This is a genomic window from Bartonella melophagi K-2C (genome assembly GCF_000278255.1).
Classification (GTDB): Bacteria; Pseudomonadota; Alphaproteobacteria; order Rhizobiales; family Rhizobiaceae; genus Bartonella; species Bartonella melophagi.
Window position 1 is genome coordinate 73,002 of sequence record NZ_JH725082.1, and the last position, 20,223, is coordinate 93,224.

Below are 20,223 nucleotides of genomic sequence, written 5' to 3' on the forward strand. Positions count from 1 at the left end.
TTATAGTTCATTGTTAACATAATCAAGGAGAATAAATGTGGCTCGTATTGCTGGCGTCAATATTCCAACAAATAAGCGTGTAGTTATTGCGCTTCAGTATATCCACGGGATTGGACGAAAATTTGCTCAAGAAATTGTCGAGAAAGTTGGTATTCCTTCGGGACGTCGTGTACATGAACTTTTGGATGCGGAAGTGTTGCAAATTCGTGAAACGATAGATCAAGGTTATCAAGTTGAGGGAGATCTTCGTCGTGAAGTTGCGATGAATGTTAAACGTTTGATGGATCTTGGTTGTTATAGGGGGTTGCGCCATCGTCGTTCTCTACCCGTTCGTGGGCAGCGTACACATACTAATGCGCGTACGCGTAAAGGTCCAGCTAAAGCAATTGCTGGTAAAAAGAAATAATAGTAATCTTTATTTTTAATATTCTTCTTTTTGTGGGAAGTTTTGAATAAAGGTAAATAAGGTGGAGCTGCTGGTGTTACGGCAGTGGAGAGATCGTTGAAAGGAAAGCTATGGCCAAGGAAGCCACACGTGTTCGCCGTCGCGAGCGTAAAAACATTTCATCAGGTGTTGTGCATATCAATTCAACATTTAATAATACGATGATTACTATTAGTGATGCTCAGGGGAATGTGATTGCATGGTCATCTGCTGGTGCTCAGGGATTTAAAGGCTCTCGTAAATCTACGCCTTTTGCTGCACAGGTTGCAGCAGAGGATTGTGCTAAAAAGGCGCAAGAACATGGTATGCGTTCATTGGAAGTTGAAGTTTGTGGTCCTGGGTCAGGTCGTGAATCTGCTTTGCGTGCGTTGCAATCTGTTGGTTTTGTAATTACTTCCATTCGAGATGTAACGCCAATTCCTCATAATGGATGTCGTCCCCGAAAGAGACGGCGTGTTTGATTAGGTATTATTTTTCATAATCGGAAACTTTCTCCGATGTTCACACTGGCCGTTGCGATTGAATGGTAGCGGAACTAAAGAACAGGAATAAAAATATGATCCAGAAAAACTGGCAGGAGTTAATTAAACCCAATAAAGTTGAGTTTCATGCAGGTGGTAATTCAAATGTTGTAAGTGTTGTTGCAGAGCCGCTTGAGCGTGGTTTTGGTTTAACATTAGGAAATGCACTTCGTCGTATATTATTGTCATCACTGCGTGGCGCTGCTGTTACTGCTGTGCAAATTGATGGTGTGTTGCATGAGTTCTCATCAATTCCAGGTGTTCGTGAAGATGTTACAGATATTATTTTAAATATCAAAGAAATCGCTATTCGCATGGAAGAGGAGGGTCCTAAGCATGTTATCATTTGTAAAGAAGGGCCTGGTGTTGTTAGAGCTGGAGATATACGTACTGTTGGAGATATGGAAATCCTTAATCCCGGGCATGTTATTTGCACGCTAGATGAGGGTGCGGAAATTCGTATGGAATTTATTGTGAATACAGGAAAAGGTTACGTTCCGTCTGATCGTAATTGTGTAGATGATGCGGTTATAGGTCTTATCCCAATCGATAGTCTTTATTCGCCAGTTCGTAAGGTGTCTTATAAAGTAGAAAATACACGCGAGGGGCAGGTCCTTGATTACGATAAGTTGACGTTAACGATTGAAACTAACGGCGCTGTTAATGGTGAAGATGCTGTCGCTTTTGCGGCGCGTATTCTTCAAGATCAGCTTTCGGTATTTGTCAATTTTGAAGAGCCGCAAAAAGAACTTGTTGAAGAGCCAGCTTCTGAGCTTTCCTTTAATCTTGCACTTCTTAAGAAAGTGGATGAGTTGGAGCTTTCAGTTCGTTCAGCAAATTGTCTTAAGAATGATAATATTGTTTATATTGGTGATCTTATTCAAAAAACAGAAGCTGAAATGCTTCGGACACCAAATTTTGGACGTAAGTCATTAAATGAGATTAAAGAGGTTCTTGCATGTATGGGGCTCCATCTTGGTATGGAGATTCCTGCGTGGCCGCCTGAGAATATTGATGATCTTGCTAAACGTTATGAAGATCAGTATTAAGAATTAAATTTAAGGAGAAAGCTCATGCGTCATGGTAAATCAGGTCGCAAGCTAAACCGGACTGCCAGTCACCGTAAAGCAATGTTTGCCAATATGGCAGCTTCGTTAATTGGGTATGAGCAGATCGTGACGACGCTTCCAAAGGCTAAAGAAATTCGCCCTATTGTTGAAAAGTTGGTTACACTTGGTAAACGGGGTGATTTGCACGCGCGTCGGCAAGCAATTTCAGCTATTCGTGACACTAAAAAGGTTGCAAAATTATTTGATACGCTTGCACCACGTTATGCATCACGCAAAGGTGGTTATTTGCGCATTATGAAGGCAGGTTTTCGTACTGGTGATAATGCACCTATGGCTGTTATAGAATTTGTTGATAGGGATATTAATGCAAAAAATTTTGTAAATCATAAACACATGGAAGGGGTTGCCAATGAGGAAAAGGCCTCTTCGTAAGGAGCCTTTTCTTTTTTGGGAAATGAAAAACGCCTTTCTGAGGCGTTTTTTTTATTCGTGCTTCAGAATAAATGTTGTTCAATAATGGGTGAAAAAAGAAGATTGTTCTCATTGTTGATTTTGCAATATTACTTGCCAAAGTGAGACATTTTTGATTTAAATATCAAATAAATGGAGATGAATAATAAAATTTCCATGTTCTACTAAATGGGGGCGGTGTTAGTTTTTGAGGGAGTGGATAATGAAGCGTTCTATTTTAATAGGGCTTTTTTTTGTGATTATGGCATTAATATCGTTTCATTCCACGAAAGCTCAAGTTCTGCAAACACAATCAGAAATCACTTTTTCATTTGCTTCTTTAGTTAAAAAAACTGTTCCGTCTGTTGTAAATATTTACGCTGCTCGACAAGTTAAAGTACGTTCTCCTTTTGAAGATGATCCATTTTTTGAGCAATTTTTTGGTCGTTATCAAGATAACAGACCTTTACGCACGCAATCATCATTGGGATCTGGGGTAATTGTTGATGCACGTGGTTTGGTTGTTACAAGTTACCACATTATTAAAGGTGCTCACGAGATTAAAGTTGCTCTTTCTGATGGAAGAGAGTTTGAAAGCACAGTTATATTAAAAGATGAAGCAACTGATATTGCTATACTTGAAATAATTAATTCAAAAGATACTCAGTTTCCTATTCTTCCTTTGGGAAATTCTGATGCAGCTGAAGTTGGAGATCTCGTTCTTGCGATTGGTAATCCTTTTGGTGTTGGACAAACAGTTACAAGTGGCATTGTTTCAGCGCAAGCGCGTGCACGTGTTGGTATTTCTGATTTTGATTTTTTTATTCAAACAGATGCTGTTATCAATCCGGGTAATTCTGGTGGGGCTCTAATTGATGTGAATGGCCGATTGATTGGGATTAATACAGCTGTTTATTCGCGCTCCGGAGGTTCTACAGGAATTGGTTTTGCTATTCCAGCTAACCTTGTTAAAGTAGTTCTTGATACAGTTAAACGTGGTGAAAAGTTTTTTGTGCCACCTTATATTGGTGCATCCTTTCAAAGGGTTACACCTGATGTTGCAGGTGGTTTGGGTTTAGAGCGTCCCTATGGGGCTCTTGTTATTGAAATTATTCAAGATAGTCCTGCTGCAAAAGCTGGTTTAAAAGTGGGTGATGTTATTTTAAATGTGCAAGATATACAAATTGATAATCCAGATGACCTTATATATCGTTTGATAACAACTAGTATTGGGCAAAACCTTAATTTAGAATATTTACGAGATGGAAAAACTTTAAAAACAAAGATAACTGTCTCATCAATGTCTAATTCTGCATTTGTAAAATCTGAAAAAATTGTTGATAAAAGTCCTCTTTCTGGGGCTGAAGTACTAGATTTAACACCGCAAAATAGCCAGCGTTTTCATCTTCCTGCGACTGTAAAGGGGGTTGTGATTGTCAATCTCGATAACATGAGTAATGCTGCAGAGATTTTCCGCTCAGGAGATATTTTGCGCGCTGTTAATGGTCATCAAATTCAAACTGTGAGCCAATTAAAAAAGATTCTTATGCAGGAACATCCGCGTATTTGGCAACTGGAATATGAACGCAATGGTGTCTATATTCGCCAATTTATCCGCTGAGAGGCACTTTGAATAAAGATTTTTTTACTTCATCTTTTGATTTTCATGTCAGTGAAAATCGTCCACTTGCTGAAAGAATGCGTCCCCGTTCTTTGAGTGAGGTTGTTGGGCAAGATCATTTGATTGGAACGAAAGGCTTTCTTTCACGTGTGATAGAAAGTGGTTCGTTTGGTTCGATGATTTTTTGGGGGCCTCCAGGGACAGGTAAAACAACAATTGCACGTTTATTAGCATTTGAGACGAATTTCGCTTTTGAGCAAGTTTCTGCTATTTGTACTGGTGTTACAGAACTCAAGAAAATTTTTGAAGTAGCTCAAGCTCGTTTTATGTCTGGATGTCGGACACTTTTGTTTGTTGATGAAATTCATCGGTTTAATCGTGCTCAGCAGGATGTTTTTCTTCCTTTTATGGAAGACGGTACAGTGGTTCTTGTAGGGGCAACAACTGAAAACCCTTCATTTGAACTCAATAGCGCTCTTCTTTCACGTGCACGTGTTTTGACGTTTCGCTTACATGGTAGTAAAAGTTTGAGTATGCTTTTAAAGCGTGCTGAGGAAGTGGAGGGCAAATCTTTACCTTTGGATGATCATGCTAGAGACCTCTTGATAAGAATGTCTGATGGTGATGCGCGAGCGGCACTAACACTAGCAGAGGAAGTTTGGCGTGCTGCACGCCCGGAAGAAATCTTCAATGCTAAAGTTTTACAAGAAATCATTCAGCGTCGGGCTCCGATTTATGATAAAGGTCAGGACAGTCACTATAATCTTATTTCAGCATTACATAAATCAGTTCGTGGATCTGATCCTGATGCTGCTCTTTATTATCTTGCACGTATGTTTGATGCGGGTGAAGATCCTTTATATATTGGACGCAGATTGGTACGTATAGCTATTGAAGATATTGGTTTGGCAGATCCGCAGGCTCTTGCCATTTGTAATGCAGCAAAGGATGCTTATGATTATTTAGGATCGCCTGAGGGTGAATTGGCTTTGGCGCAAGCATGTCTTTATATTGCTACGGCACCCAAGTCAAATGCAGTTTATCTTGCTTATAAGGCAGCGATGCATTGTGCGCGTAAAAATGGTTCTTTACCTCCTCCTAAGCATATCCTTAATGCTCCCACAAAACTTATGAAGGAAAATGGATATGGGGAAGGTTATCGTTATGACCATTCTGAGCCAGATGCTTTTTCAGGGCATGAGTATTTTCCTGAAAAACTTGGACGTCAAATTTATTATCAACCACAAGAGCGTGGTTTTGAGCGTGAAATCGTGAAACGTCTTGAATGGTGGAAAAAGTTACGACAAAAACGGGGCAGTCAAAAACAAGATTGCGACTAAATCATTTTCTATTTTTCTTTAATAAATTTCAATTTAACCGCAACTTGTTGTAGCTTTATTAATAAGCTTAAGTCATATGCGAAAATTTGCCATTCCTTACATATTAAAAATTTTCTCTTTTTGAGTAAGAGTAAATTCAAACCTAGATGACAACTAAATTTTGAAAATTTTTAAGGAAACTGTAATTGGTGTGGTTGTTAGTGTATTTAATGATGAGCTGATTGGTGCCTTAAGTTATTTCTCAGATACTGTGGTGATTTTAATCAACGTTAATTTTGGGCTATTTGCGGTAAATTGGTAATTATAGGCCCGTGTGCTCAGTTGCTTCATTTATTATATTGTGGAAGTGTGTGCCCAAAACATGGTCTTGAAATTTGGGGCGTTTTCTTTATGGATGAGATAGGTTAACGATATAAACTTAATACAATAAGCAGCTATTTTTTCGATGCATTTTTTTAAAATATGCTTTGTGTTAGCAAAAAAGTATAATTTTTTATAACATTGATTAAAAATTATTAATGCAACGAAGATAGAGATGAAATAGTCTGTGAAAATCTAAACTCCAGACTTTAATTAAGTTAATAGAGCGGTATATATTGTACAAAAAATTATTCTGACTTACTAAGGATATGATTGTGGATAAAACAAAAGCTCTAGATTCTGCTCTATCACAAATCGAACGTTCTTTCGGTAAAGGCTCAATTATGCGTCTTGGGCAAAAGGAGCAGGTTGTTGAAATTGAAACAATTCCAACTGGCTCATTATCCTTAGATATTGCTTTGGGTGTAGGTGGATTACCAAAAGGGCGTATTATTGAGATTTATGGACCAGAAAGCTCCGGGAAAACGACATTGGCTCTTCATGCTATTGCTGAAGCTCAGAAAAATGGTGGAGTTTGTGCTTTTGTTGATGCAGAACATGCTCTTGATCCTATTTATGCACGTAAACTTGGTGTTAAATTAGAAGATCTGCTCATTTCTCAACCAGATACCGGTGAGCAGGCTTTGGAAATTGCAGAAACACTTGTTCGTTCTGGTGCAATTGACGTACTTGTTGTTGATTCAGTAGCAGCTTTAACACCACGTGCGGAAATTGATGGTGAAATGAATGATTCTGTTCCTGGATTGCAAGCTCGATTGATGAGTAAAGCTTTGCGTAAATTAACGGCATCAATTTTTCGCTCTAACTGTATGGTTATTTTCATCAATCAGATTCGCATAAAAATTGGTGTAATGTTTGGTTCTCCTGAAACGACAACAGGTGGGAACGCTTTAAAGTTTTATGCTTCTGTCCGTTTAGATATTCGCCGTGTTGGTGCCATTAAAGATCGAGATATGGTAATTGGTAATCAAACGCGTGTTAAAGTGGTGAAAAATAAATTAGCCCCTCCATTTAAACAGGTCGAATTTGACATTATCTATGGTGAAGGTATTTCCAAAGTGGGAGAATTGATTGATTTAGGTGTTAAAGCTGGTATTGTAGAGAAATCTGGTTCATGGTTCTCTTATAATTCTCAACGTTTAGGGCAGGGGCGTGAGAATGCAAAGCAATTTTTACACGAGAATGCAGAAATAGCAACGGAGATTGAATCAACTTTACGTCAAAATGCTGGTTTGCTTGCAATTGAATTATTAGAAAATGCAGGATTAGAAAATACAGAAAATGATGAATCAATTTGATAAATAATCATTAATTGCAATTTAGTTCTTTCTGTTTTTATTTGTTAGATTTTTTGAGTGTAAAATCTTTTATTTTCAAATTTTTCTGAAAAAATATTTCTATTTTAATTAAGTTACTCTAAAAGCGATAAGGAGAGTATTTAATTAAAATGGGTTTTATCTTTGCAGTTGTGTGCTGTATTGTGCGGGTGTAAATATGAATAGCGTTAATAAAATCCGGTCGACATTTCTGGATTATTTTCATCGTAATGGGCATAAAGTTCTTTCTTCTAGCCCACTTGTTCCACGCAATGATCCCACATTAATGTTTACAAATGCAGGAATGGTACAGTTTAAAAATGTTTTTACTGGATTTGAGCAACTTTCTTGTAGCCGGGCAACAACCGCACAAAAGTGTGTACGTGCGGGTGGAAAGCATAACGATCTTGATAATGTTGGTTATACTGCACGCCATCATACTTTTTTTGAAATGCTTGGTAATTTTTCTTTTAGCGATTACTTCAAAGAAGAAGCAATTTTTTTCGCATGGAACCTTCTAACAAAGGAATTTTGTCTTTCGAAAGATAAGTTGTTGATTACAGTTTATCATAGTGATGATGTAGCTGCTCAGTTATGGCGTAAAATTTCAGGTCTTCCAGACGAAAAAATTGTTAGGATTGCAACAAATGATAATTTTTGGATGATGGGGGATACAGGGCCTTGTGGCCCATGTTCAGAGATTTTTTATGATCATGGCGATAAAATTTTTGGGGGACCTCCTGGAAGTGCTGATAAAGATGGTGATCGCTTTGTTGAAATTTGGAATCTAGTCTTCATGCAGTATGAGCAGGTGAGTAAAGACAAGCGAATTGAATTGCCTCATCCTTCTATTGATACGGGGATGGGATTAGAACGTATCGCTGCTGTTTTGCAAGGTGTGCACGATAATTATGATATTGATCTTTTTTCTGCATTAATTCGTGAGTCACAAAGGATCACAGGAGTTGAGGCGACTGGTGATTTTGTTGTTAGTCATCGTGTTATTGCTGATCATCTACGTTCCTCGGCATTTTTGATTGCAGATGGTGTTCTGCCTTCTAATGAGGGTCGGGGATATGTTCTACGTCGTATTATGCGTCGTGCTATGCGTTATACTCATTTTCTTGACGCAAAAGAGTTATTGATGTGGCGTCTTGTACCTGCTTTGATACACGAAATGGGGCAAGCTTATCCTGAATTAGTGCGTGCCGAATCTTTAATTTCAGAAATTTTAAAGTTGGAAGAAACGCGTTTTCGTAAAACTCTTGAACGGGGTCTTCGTTTGTTGAATGAAGAAAGTATTCATCTTAAAGAAGGTGATTGTTTTAATGGTGAAGTTGCTTTTAAACTTTACGATACATATGGTTTTCCACTTGATTTGACGCAAGATGCTCTTCGTCACCGTGGAATATCTGTTGATGTTAACGCTTTCAATGAAGCGATGGAACACCAAAAAGCGGAGGCTCGTGCTAATTGGTCTGGTTCTGGTGAGTCTGTAACGGAAGCGGTTTGGTTTTCTGTTCGTGATCAAGTAGGTACTACAGAGTTTTTGGGTTATGAAACAGAAAAAGCGGAAGGTGTTATTACTGCCCTTATCTGTGATGGTCAGATTGTTGATAAAGTTTCTTCAGGGCAAAAAGCTATGTTTGTTGTTAATCAGACACCTTTTTATGGTGAGTCTGGTGGGCAAATGGGGGATAGCGGTATAATTTCTGGTGAACATTTTGTTTTTGAAGTACATGATACCCAAAAAAAGGCTAAAGGTGTTTTTGTTCATATTGGTGAGGTTAAAAGTGGTCAAGCAAAAACATGTGATTGTGTGGAATTAACAGTTGATTGTGTTCGTCGTAAAAAAATTCGTGCAAACCATTCTGCTACTCATTTATTACACAAGGCTTTGCGTCAAATATTGGGGAATCATGTTGTACAAAAGGGTTCTTTTGTATCACCTGACCGGTTACGTTTTGATTTTTCTCATCCACGGTCAATTTCACCAGAAGAATTGAAAAAAGTAGAAGATTTAGCCAATGAAATTGTGTTGCAAAATAGCAAAGTAATAACACGTGTGATGACAGTGGATGATGCAATTTCTGAAGGGGCAATAGCATTATTTGGTGAAAAATATGGTGATGAAGTTCGTGTTGTTTCTATGGGAAAAAGGCATGAGCAGATAGGGGAAAAAGACGGTTGGTCAATTGAGCTTTGTGGGGGCACGCATGTGCACAGAACAGGTGAAATTGGTTTGATTCATATTGTTTCTGAAAGTTCTGTAGCGGCTGGAGTTCGTCGTATTGAAGCATTAACGGGTACTGCTGCGCGCCTTTACCTCCGTAATCAAGATAAGCGAATTTATAAAATTGCTGCTCTTTTAAAAACTTTCCCTGTTAATGTACAAGAACGTATTCAAACTTTACTGGATGATCGTCGTAAGCTTGAAAAAGAATTAAGTGATTTACGTGGGAAAATTGCTCTTAATTGTGGAACTACAAAGAACAATAAAGCAGATATAAAAATTATTAATGGCATTTCTTTTATGGGGCATGTCATTCAAAATATTTTACCAAGAAATCTTAAGACATTAGTGGATTCTGGAAAAAAGAAGATTGGATCTGGTGTTGTAGCTTTCATTGCTGTTTCAGAAGATGGCAAGGGAAGTGTTGTTGTTGGCGTAACTGATGATTTGATTGATAGACTGAATGCTGTTGATTTAGTACGTATTGTATCAGATACTCTTGGTGGCAAAGGTGGTGGTGGGCGTCCTGATATGGCGCAAGCCGGTGGTCCGCAGGGGGATAAAGCTTATGATGCTATTGCAGCATTAGAAGTTTTTCTTGAAAACTTGTAATTTATCTTCGTGTTACTTAAACTTAGGCCTTGTAAGGAGTTAGAAAACTGTACTTTAGATAAAGTTGGCGTTTGAAGATATAGAAAAATAACTGATTTTACGATGCAATAGATTCACGTAGTGGAATCACATTTTCATTTTCTACTTTTATCATTGGTTGATCGTTTGTTAACCCACCGGCTTTTAATAGTTTATAGAAACGGCCACCTTTTTTAGTCAATTCTTGAAAACTACCTTTTTCAATTAAGCGACCGTGATCTAGAAAAAGTATAAGATCAGCATTGCGAATTGTTGAAAGTCGATGCGCTATAATAAAAGTTGTACGATTTTGGCTTACGTAATCGATAGCGTCTTTAACGCGTGCTTCTGTTTCAATATCAAGAGCGCTGGTTGCTTCATCTAAAATGAGAATAGGTGCATTTTTTAAAACAGCACGTGCAATTGCTAATCGCTGTCTTTCTCCACCTGATAATTGGGATCCCCGTTCGCCAACTAATGTATTGTACTGATCGTTTTTATTCAAAATAAAGTCATGAGCAGCAGCTATTTTTGCAGCCTCATAAAGTTCTTTATCTGTTGCAGTCGTTCTACCTATTGCAATGTTATCACGAATGCTACGGTTGAAAAGACCAGCATCTTGAAATACTGTTGCTAGAGTTTTGCGTAAGGATTCACGGTTAATGGAACGTATATCTATTCCATCAATTTTAATATACCCAACCGTAGGGTCGTATACGCGTTGCAACAAATTGATTAGTGTCGTTTTTCCTGCGCCTGTAGGTCCTACAATAGCAACAGTTTGTCCTGTTTTGACTTCAAATGAAATGTCAAAGACACCTTGAGAGGTATTTGGGAATGCATAGGTCACGTGATGAAATTGAATCTCACCTTTAACATTGTGGAGACAAGGAAGGTTGTCAGGTTCTTTCATATTAAAAGTTGAGTCTTCCATTTCAAAGAATTCTTGTAATTTTGCTTGTGAGGATACAGCTAAATTAATAAAGCCACTAATTTGATCAAGACGGCCAATCATTAATTGAGCAAATCCAACAAAAGAAACGACTTCACCTACACTTAGTTGACCTTTTGTCACAAAAAAAGCTCCAAGAAGAAATACACACACTATTGAAATGGTTGAAGCCATTCTATTTAAACCACTAGCAAGTGCCCACCAGTTTAGAACAGGATTTTGTGCTTTAAGAAGATCACTGGTGTGTTGATGAAGCTCTGATGTTTCTTCTGCTATTCGGTTATAACTTTGTACAATTGAAACGTTAGAAATTGAATCACTGATATGTTTGAAAACACTATGATGATAACGTTCTACAGCGGCTTGTCCGTCTTTTGTTTTTTGCATCACTAAGCGTGCAATTAATACATAGATGACGGCAAGAACCACTAAGACTATTAAAAGGCGCCAGTTCATATTAAAAGCTATGGGCACTAGAACAAATAATGCGACAAAGGTAGAAAGGTGTTGGCGCATAAAATCAAGCCATATAGCTGACATGGAATCTGTAGCACGCAATAGCGTATGAAGGGTATTAGAAGTTCCACGTTGTTGATGCCAAATTAATGGCATGGTAATGATACGTCCAAAAGATTCTGTTAAAACACTTAAACGTCGTCTGTGAACTAAGCGATCCGAGCCACGAGCTACAAGGATATAAGCAATAATATTGAAAACACCAAAACACACCCAGAGTGAGAGGTTAAAAATAATACCTGATTTGTCTGCAATTGCATCAATGACGTGACCAAACAAGATAGGTTCTGCTATCGTAATGATAGCTAGTATAACATTAGCACCACAGATTAAAAAAAATACGCTTTTTTCTCTATCTAGATAAGAAAGAACACGCACGTATGTTTTTAATAAAAGCATGGGATAGTTATCTCCAACAGCTATTGCAGTTACAAAATTAGGATTACTAATTTTTTATCTAGTTGTTTTCTTTGAAGTAATGAAATTTATACAGAAAGAAAATGCAATTTTGGATACTGATTGTAATGCAATGTGATAAAGTCTAATTTTAAAAGGATGTAGTTTTTGCATTTATAAAGACGAGAAAATACAATTGGTAAACAAAGAAATTGTGTAGCAAGAGGGTCTGTTACAGTGGGTGTAGAAATCAAAAAGGTTAAGGAAGGTGAAAGCGGAATGCGCTTAGATCGTTGGTTTAAGGTGCATTATTCAGGACTTGCGTTTGGGTATCTACAAAAACTGCTGCGTTCTGGTCAGATACGCGTTGATGGCAGGCGTGTTAAAACTGATATACGTCTTGTTATAGGGCAGTCTATTCGCGTGCCGTTTTTATCTGTTGATAATAAGAAAAATCTTTCTGTAACGGATAAAACTATTCATGATCAGGACAAATTGGCCATTTTAGAAGAAATGCTTCTCTATAAAGATCCAAAAATCTTTGTATTAAACAAACCTGCAGGTTTGGCTGTACAAGGTGGTTCAGGTTTAACGTGCCATATCGATGGTATGCTTGAAGTATGGCGTAATAAAAAAGGGGAAAAACCACGGTTAGTTCATCGTCTTGACCGTGAGACATCAGGTGTACTTATTATTGCTCGATCAAGAGGGGCTGCACAAGCATTGACTGCCGCTTTTCGAGCACGAGAAACGAAGAAAACTTATTGGGCGTTAGTACGGGGAGTGCCTAGAAAAAAGCAAGATAAAATTTCAACATGGATGGTAAAGGAAACAACTACACAAGGCGATAAAATGCGTGTTTGTGAACATGGAGAACCAGATTCTAATCATGCGGTTTCTTACTATCGTGTTTTAGATACACGAGGGCGGGCTCTGTCTTGGTTAGAAATGGAGCCTTATACTGGTAGAACACATCAGCTACGTGTTCACGCAGCTTATATGAACCATCCAATTATTGGTGATTCAAAGTATTTTTTTTCAGACAATAATTGGGAATTACCTGGTGGCATTCAAAATCGTCTACATCTTCATGCACGCCGTATTCGTATTCCTCATCCTTCAGGAGGCATATTGGATATTATAGCTCCTTTACCACCTCATATGGTACAAAGTTTTAATCTTTTGGCTTTTAATGAAAATGATGGTGATACAGAGTAATACAGAAAACTTCAGCTTAATTTCTATAATTGTAGTAACGAAGTTTATTAGCAGTGTTTAATTACTTATTATTATAAAAAGGCATTTGAAAAATTTGGTTATAAACTACCAAATTATGAATAGGTCGAAATATCACTAAAGTTTTACTTTATTTAAAAATGAAAGTTTTAGCAACTTTAATTCATATAAGCTAGATATCCTACCTTTTCTTGGTGTGGTGGTTTGGAAATTACACTGTATTTTCGATTAGGTATATCAGTTTTATTATTTAATTATTTTATTGGTAATGCGAATGGTTAATAATTATCTTCTTAATCACCACCTTTATAATTTTGTTTGAGTCTCATAGAGAGGTTGGTATGAAAGTAAAAGAATGCTACGCTAAAAATTCAATCTTGGATATCAATAGTAAAATCAGCTAACTATAAGTACAATTGATTTTTCCTAAGCTTGTCACATGATATTTAATGTATGAGAAGTGTATGGATTCTATTCTAGAAAATTCAGTGGATTAATTGAACATATTAGAAGTAGAACAATATGCGTAAAATTTTAGATAATTTTAATATGCCGTTAGATGACGATAATCCTGTTTACAACGTACAAAAGCTTTCATGTCAGCCACTACCTAAACGATTTTATCAAGAAGTAAGTATCACGCATGAAGAAGGAGGTTTTTCCATATTATTAGATGGAATCCCAGTAAAGACACCTGCGAGACGCTGTCTTCTCATGCCTACAAAAGCACTTGCTGCATTAGTAGCACAGGAATTTACTGTGCAGGAAGAGAGCATTGATCCAGGAAGAATGCCAATTACGCGTCTTGTTAACACTGTTGTTGATGGTATAGCCGATAATATGCAAGTTATTTTTGAAGATTTATTGCGTTTTGTTGCGTGTGATATGATTTTTTATCGTGCACAAACACCAAAAGAACTTGTAGAACAACAATGTGAGCAATGGGATTTTTTACTTGATTGGGCAGAAGAAAAACTTGGTGCACGTTTTAATATAGCAGCAGGACTTATGCATATTGAACAACCGTGGGAAGCTATTCAAGCGGTGAGTAATTATTTACGTAAGATAGAATCCCCTTATATACTTGCTGCACTTCATGCAATGACTACTTTAACAGGCTCTGCCCTTATTGCTTTTGCTGTAACTGAAAAGAAAATTAATTTGGATAATGCTTGGGATATTGCTCATTTAGATGAGAACTGGACGAAGAAACAATGGGGTGTTGATAAGGAAGCGATGACGCGGCGAGCTTACAAGAAGAGTGAATTTAATGCAGCTGCTGCAATCATTATTGCCTGCGCATAAGTGGAAATTTCTTTTGCTCATACATGAATATGAAATTTCCAATTACGATATTTTTATAATTTTAGTTGAATTAATTTTTATTTTTTCAAGTCCAAGGAAAGCTTCATTGATTATGTTTAAAGTCGTGTCGTCATTGCCACGAATAAAATACCACTGATTATTTTCGAGAAGAGCAATAATCTCACTTTTAATATAACACTTTTTTCTACTATTTATCGTAATTGCAATTTCTAAAGGCATAATAAAATAAGGAATACCGTTATCGAGTTTTCCTTCATGTTTTTGTGTTTGGTCGATTTTTATATTCTCGATTTTATAATTTCTCGCTAGCTGATCTATTTGGCTTTTTATTATTTGTTGAAATTGTGCTTTATTGAGATTTTTTTTGATAGCTAAACTCTCAATAATTTTTGGGGGAATAGAATTTAAGATAGCATTTGAATTAATTTCTTTAAGTGCTTTATTATAAATAGAAATTTCATTTTGTAGATTTATCAATTTTTCATCGGCTACTCCATTGGCTTGCACTGTTGATATAATAGGAGCAAGACATAAAAGAATAAAAAAAGATCGATAAATCTGCAGCATTAGAAATCTTGATTATTGATTCGAAAGGATTCAATCTCTTTTATAAAGGAAAAATATCTCAGTAAAAGAGTAGTAATGCTCTTTAGAAAAAAACATCACAAAAAATGGAGGTGAAGCCTCCATTTTTTAGATTAAACAACGTGACTTATTCTTTAAACAGAATAATACATATCAAATTCAATAGGATGCGGAGTCATTTCATACCGCAAGACTTCTTGCATTTTCAATCCAATGAAAGAATCGATTTGGTCATCATCAAAAACATCTCCTGCTTTAAGAAAACTACGATCTTTATCAAGAGCTTCAAGCGCTTCCCGCAAGCTACTTGAAACTGTGGGGATGTCTTTAAGTTCTTTAGGGGGCAGATCATAAAGATCTTTATCCATAGCTTGTCCAGGATGAATTTTGTTTTTAATACCGTCAAGACCAGCCATTAAGAGTGCTGCAAATGCTAGATATGGATTTGCTGTTAGATCTGGGAAACGGATTTCTACGCGTTTTGAATTTGGTGAAGAGCTGAATGGAATACGACAAGATGCCGAACGATTGCGTGCAGAGTAAGCAAGAAGAACAGGTGCTTCAAACCCAGGAACTAAACGCTTATAGGAATTAGTAGATGGGTTTGTGAAAGCGTTGATTGCTTTTGCATGTTTAATGATACCACCGATAAAAAATAAGCAGGTTTCTGATAATCCGGCGTATTCATTTCCTGCAAAGGCTGGTTTTCCATCTTTCCAGATTGATATGTGAACATGCATGCCTGAACCATTATCACCAAAAATTGGTTTTGGCATGAAAGTCGCTGTTTTTCCATAACTGTTTGCAATTTGATGCACAGTGTATTTAAAAATTTGCATTTTATCAGCTTCTCGAACTAATGTATCGTATCGAATACCCAATTCGTGTTGAGCTGCAGCTACTTCATGATGATGTTTTTCAACATTTACGCCCATGTCTTTTAGTGCAGTGAGCATTTCAGAACGCATGTCTTGACAAGAGTCAATAGGAGGAACTGGAAAATAACCACATTTCATACGTGGTCGGTGCCCGAGATTGCCCATTTCATATTCAGTATCATCATTTAATGGAAGTTCACTTGAGTCAAGCTTAAAGCCTGTATTGTATGGCTCATTTTTATAACGTACGTCGTCAAAAATAAAAAATTCTGCTTCTGGGCCTATATTAACTGTATCACCTATACCTAAGGATTTCATGTAAGCTTCTGCTCTTTTTGCGATGGAACGCGGATCTCTGCTATACAATTCTCCAGAAACAGGATCGAGTACGTCACAAAGTATGACTAAAGTAGACTGAGCAAAAAAAGGATCCATATGAGCTGTTTCTGGATCTGGCATCAACACCATGTCAGATTCATTAATTGTTTTCCATCCAGCAATTGAAGAACCATCAAACATAACGCCATCGGTGAATGTATCTTCGGTGATTGCGGTAACATCTATTGTGACATGATGTAACTTACCCCATGGGTCGGTGAAACGTAAATCGACAAAGCGTATGTCATTATCTGCAATCTGTTTAAGTATGTCTGATACGGTTGTCATATGCAATTTCCTTATTGGATTGTGGTAGATAGAAAAAGTAAAAATTTTTTTTAAATGTTAAAGAGCATCGATGCCAGATTCACCAGTACGAATACGAATAGCATCATCAATGGATGAAACAAATATTTTTCCATCTCCGCGATGTTTTGTTTGAGCTGCTTTACGTATTGCTTCAATAGCTTGTTCTAAAATTTCGTCTGCAATAACAACTTCAATTTTTACTTTAGGTAGAAAATCAACAACATATTGAGCACCACGGTAAAGTTCTGTATACTCCTCTTGATTACCAAAACCTTTTGCTTCTGTTACAGTAATCTCCTGTAAGCCAACTTTTTGAAGTGCTTCTTTCACTTCATCCAGTTTAAAAGGTTTTATAATAGCTTCAATTTTTTTCATGCTGAAATGATCTCCAACGTTGTTTTATCTTTTTAGGCTACTATACATTATATTGACAAGCACGAGATATGCCAACAAATAGTTTCTGTACGAAAAAATCAAAAATAATATAATTGTGTGTTTTTTTGGCAAACAATTCCAACATAACATATGAAGTAAAATATTATTGTATTATAGCGTAAAACAGCTTATGAAGAATAAAAACGGTACAATTATGAGTTATAAACCTTATTTTTGTACATCAACATCATTAGGTGCGTAAATTATTTTCGACTTATTTTAAGAGTCTGAATCATGCAAGGGTCGGCGTAACAAAAGCTCTTTTAGAAATTTCCCAGTATAAGATTCAGGGATATTTATAATATCTTCAGGGCGGCCAATTGCAACGATTTGACCACCACCATCTCCACCTTCTGGTCCTAGATCAATGATCCAATCAGCTGTCTTAATGACTTCAAGATTATGCTCGATAACTACAACTGTATTACCTTGCTCGACGAGTTCATGCAAAACTTCAAGAAGTTTTGCAACATCATGGAAATGTAAACCAGTTGTTGGTTCGTCTAAAATATAAAGTGTGCGACCTGTTGTTTTGCGTGAAAGTTCTTTGGCAAGTTTTACACGCTGAGCTTCACCACCAGAAAGCGTTGTAGCCTGCTGCCCAACTTTAATATAGCCAAGGCCAGTTTTGACAAGAGTCTTCATTGTGTTGTGAATAGCAGGGACAGTTTGGAAAAATTTTTCAGCCTTTTCGACTGTCATATCAAGTACGTCAGCAATGGATTTTCCTTTAAATTTTACTTCTAGCGTTTCTCTATTATAGCGTTTTCCTTGGCATATATCACATGTAACATAAATATCAGGTAAAAAGTGCATTTCAATTTTAATAACACCATCGCCTTGGCATGCTTCACAACGCCCCCCTTTGACATTAAATGAAAAACGTCCTGCTTGATAACCACGAGCCTTTGATTCAGGAAGTTCGGCAAACCAATCGCGGATTGCGGTAAAAGCACCAGTATAAGTTGCTGGATTAGAGCGTGGGGTGCGCCCAATAGGTGATTGATTAATATCAATGACCTTATCAAGCAATTCTAGTCCTTCAATTTTGGTATAGGGTGCCGGATTTTGATGACTTCCCATAACGTGGCGCGATGCAGCTTTAAACAGAGTTTCAATGAGAAATGTTGATTTTCCTCCACCTGAAACACCAGTTACGCAAGTGAAGGTTCCAAGAGGGATGTCGGCATTGATATTTTTAAGGTTATTACCTTGAGCACCAATCACTTTGAGTACTTTTGATTTTGATATTTTACGTCGCTTGGCGGGCATAGTAACTGCCATTTTTCCTGAAAGATATTGGCCTGTAAGCGAGGATGGATTGTTCATAATTTCCTGCGGTGTACCTTGAGCAATAACTTCTCCACCATGAACACCTGCAGCAGGGCCAATATCCACTACATAATCTGCGGTAAGAATGGCATCTTCATCATGTTCAACAACGATAACTGTATTGCCAAGATCACGTAAATGGCACAGCGTTTTTAGAAGAAGTCCATTATCGCGTTGGTGTAAGCCAATAGACGGTTCATCTAAGACATAAAGAACACCTGTGAGACCAGAACCAATTTGAGATGCTAGCCGAATACGTTGACTTTCTCCACCTGAAAGTGTTCCTGAATTTCGAGATAAGGTAAGATATTCAAGCCCAACATGATTTAAAAATTCTAAACGTTTACGAATTTCTTTTAAAATACGCGCTGCAATACTACGTTGTTTTTTATTAAGATATTGATCAATATTAGCAAACCAATCATTTGCTTTTAGGATAGAGAGTTCTGATACTTGCCCAATGTGCATTTCGTGAATTTTAACACAAAGTGCTTCTGGTTTTAACCGATAACCATTACAGGCTCGGCAAGGTGAAGAAGACATATAATATTCGATTTCTTTATATGAACCAGCAGAATCGGTTTCTTTCCATCGCCGTTCCATATTTGGAATAACACCTTCAAAATATTGGGTTTTTGTGTTAGAGCAGCCTTCATCTTCATGGATAAGGGGGATTTCTTTTGTTTTTGTACCGTATAAAATAGCACGCCTGGCTTCACCTGAAAGTTCACACCATTTATCTGTGAGTTTAAATTCATAGGCTTTGCCTAACGCTTTTAGTATTTGGTTATGGTAAGGTGAGGTTGATTTAAGCCAAGGGGCAATAGCTCCAGATTTTAAAGTAAGATTTTCATTGGGTACAATTTTTTCTGGGTCGATTGCTTTTTGAATACCAAGCCCATCACAAGTGGGACAAGCACCAAAAGGATTGTTGAATGAAAAAAGACGTGGTTCAATTTCAGGAATAGAGAATCCAGATATAGGGCAGGCGAATTTTTCTGAAAAAATGAGTCGTTTATGTGTTTCATTTTTTGATTTATTGGCAGATTCCTTTGAGGTTTCCTTTATTGTCAAAGGTTGATCTGCCATTTCAGCAATCGCAAGTCCATTTGCAAGCTGCAGACAGGTTTCTATACTATCAGCCAAACGAGAAGTAATATCATGACGTACAACAAGGCGGTCTACCACTACATCTATATCATGTTTGTATTTTTTGTTAAGAGGAGGAATATCAGGAATCTCATAGAATTTGCCATCAACTTTGGCACGTTGGAATCCTTTTCTTAAAAGTTCTGCTAGCTCTTTTTTATATTCGCCTTTTCTTCCTCGCACTAAAGGCGCCATAATAAAAATCCGTGTATTCTCTGGTAAGGCCATAATTTGATCAACCATTTGGCTGATTGTCTGATTTTCAATAGGAAGGCCTGTAGCAGGTGAATAAGGAATACCAATACGAGCAAAGAGAAGGCGCATATAATCGTAAATTTCAGTTACAGTACCAACTGTTGAACGAGGATTACGACTAGTGGTTTTTTGTTCAATGGAGATAGCAGGGGACAGGCCATCTATTTGATCAACATCTGGCTTTTGCATCATTTCCAAAAACTGGCGTGCATAGGCAGAAAGGCTTTCAACATAACGACGTTGGCCCTCGGCGTAAATTGTATCAAAAGCTAAGGATGATTTACCTGAGCCAGAAAGCCCTGTTATAATAATTAATTTATTACGAGGTAGGTCAAGATCGATGTTTTTAAGGTTATGTTCACGTGCGCCGCGTATAGAGATATATTTTTGGTGAGACATGCTAATCCTTGGCGTATGAACAAAAATTTTACACTATTATGTGAAATAAGACCTTTTCTTTGAAATTACA

The 20,223-nt window shown here is 37.2% G+C and carries 15 protein-coding genes; 10 read left to right on the top strand and 5 right to left on the bottom strand.

What is annotated here, in order from left to right; genetic code table 11:
* Positions 1 to 37 precede the first annotated feature (37 nt).
* From rpsM to alaS, 8 genes are all read left to right on the top strand, one after another.
* Positions 38 to 406 (top strand): 30S ribosomal protein S13, encoded by a 369-nt coding sequence (rpsM, locus tag ME3_RS03230; protein WP_007477089.1) that lies wholly within the window; start codon positions 38 to 40, stop codon positions 404 to 406.
* A gap of 110 nt (positions 407 to 516) precedes the next feature.
* A complete protein-coding gene (rpsK, locus tag ME3_RS03235) occupies positions 517 to 906 on the top strand; it encodes a 30S ribosomal protein S11 (RefSeq protein ID WP_007477091.1) in 390 nt (129 codons plus the stop codon).
* A gap of 95 nt (positions 907 to 1,001) precedes the next feature.
* Positions 1,002 to 2,015 (top strand): DNA-directed RNA polymerase subunit alpha, encoded by a 1,014-nt coding sequence (locus ME3_RS03240; protein WP_007477093.1) that lies wholly within the window; start codon positions 1,002 to 1,004, stop codon positions 2,013 to 2,015.
* Positions 2,016 to 2,039: 24 nt separating this feature from the next.
* Complete coding sequence (gene rplQ / locus ME3_RS03245) at positions 2,040 to 2,468, top strand: 50S ribosomal protein L17 (RefSeq protein WP_007477095.1); 429 nt, start codon at positions 2,040 to 2,042, stop codon at positions 2,466 to 2,468.
* 241 nt (positions 2,469 to 2,709) lie between these two features.
* A complete protein-coding gene (locus ME3_RS03250) occupies positions 2,710 to 4,107 on the top strand; it encodes a Do family serine endopeptidase (protein ID WP_007477097.1) in 1,398 nt (465 codons plus the stop codon).
* Between the two features lie 8 nt (positions 4,108 to 4,115).
* Positions 4,116 to 5,447: a replication-associated recombination protein A gene (locus ME3_RS03255; protein WP_007477099.1), complete on the top strand. Its 1,332-nt coding sequence runs from the start codon at positions 4,116 to 4,118 to the stop codon at positions 5,445 to 5,447.
* 635 nt (positions 5,448 to 6,082) lie between these two features.
* On the top strand, positions 6,083 to 7,126 hold the full coding sequence (gene recA, locus ME3_RS03260; RefSeq protein ID WP_007477102.1) for a recombinase RecA: 1,044 nt from the start codon (positions 6,083 to 6,085) through the stop codon (positions 7,124 to 7,126).
* Between the two features lie 196 nt (positions 7,127 to 7,322).
* Positions 7,323 to 9,989 (top strand): alanine--tRNA ligase, encoded by a 2,667-nt coding sequence (gene alaS, locus ME3_RS03265; RefSeq protein WP_007477104.1) that lies wholly within the window; start codon positions 7,323 to 7,325, stop codon positions 9,987 to 9,989.
* A gap of 97 nt (positions 9,990 to 10,086) precedes the next feature.
* Here the strand turns inward: alaS and ME3_RS03270 are convergent, their stop codons facing one another.
* A complete protein-coding gene (locus ME3_RS03270) occupies positions 10,087 to 11,874 on the bottom strand; it encodes a glucan ABC transporter ATP-binding protein/ permease (RefSeq protein ID WP_007477106.1) in 1,788 nt (595 codons plus the stop codon).
* A gap of 276 nt (positions 11,875 to 12,150) precedes the next feature.
* On the opposite strand from ME3_RS03270, the gene ME3_RS03275 reads away from it, so the two are divergent.
* The gene (locus ME3_RS03275; protein WP_051011129.1) at positions 12,151 to 13,089 is read left to right on the top strand and encodes an RluA family pseudouridine synthase; all 939 of its coding nucleotides are present in this window, start codon (positions 12,151 to 12,153) and stop codon (positions 13,087 to 13,089) included.
* A 540-nt stretch (positions 13,090 to 13,629) separates the two neighbouring features.
* Positions 13,630 to 14,412, top strand: a complete 783-nt coding sequence (locus tag ME3_RS03280) for an ATP12 family chaperone protein (RefSeq protein WP_007477110.1) — start codon at positions 13,630 to 13,632, stop codon at positions 14,410 to 14,412.
* Positions 14,413 to 14,454: 42 nt separating this feature from the next.
* Here the strand turns inward: ME3_RS03280 and ME3_RS03285 are convergent, their stop codons facing one another.
* From ME3_RS03285 to uvrA, 4 genes are all read right to left on the bottom strand, one after another.
* The gene (locus tag ME3_RS03285; RefSeq protein WP_007477112.1) at positions 14,455 to 15,000 is read right to left on the bottom strand and encodes a hypothetical protein; all 546 of its coding nucleotides are present in this window, start codon (positions 14,998 to 15,000) and stop codon (positions 14,455 to 14,457) included.
* 152 nt (positions 15,001 to 15,152) lie between these two features.
* A complete protein-coding gene (glnA, locus tag ME3_RS03290) occupies positions 15,153 to 16,562 on the bottom strand; it encodes a type I glutamate--ammonia ligase (RefSeq protein WP_007477114.1) in 1,410 nt (469 codons plus the stop codon).
* A gap of 57 nt (positions 16,563 to 16,619) precedes the next feature.
* Positions 16,620 to 16,958 (bottom strand): P-II family nitrogen regulator, encoded by a 339-nt coding sequence (locus ME3_RS03295; protein ID WP_007477116.1) that lies wholly within the window; start codon positions 16,956 to 16,958, stop codon positions 16,620 to 16,622.
* Positions 16,959 to 17,237: 279 nt separating this feature from the next.
* Positions 17,238 to 20,153, bottom strand: a complete 2,916-nt coding sequence (gene uvrA, locus ME3_RS03300) for an excinuclease ABC subunit UvrA (RefSeq protein WP_007477118.1) — start codon at positions 20,151 to 20,153, stop codon at positions 17,238 to 17,240.
* Positions 20,154 to 20,223: the final 70 nt, after the last annotated feature.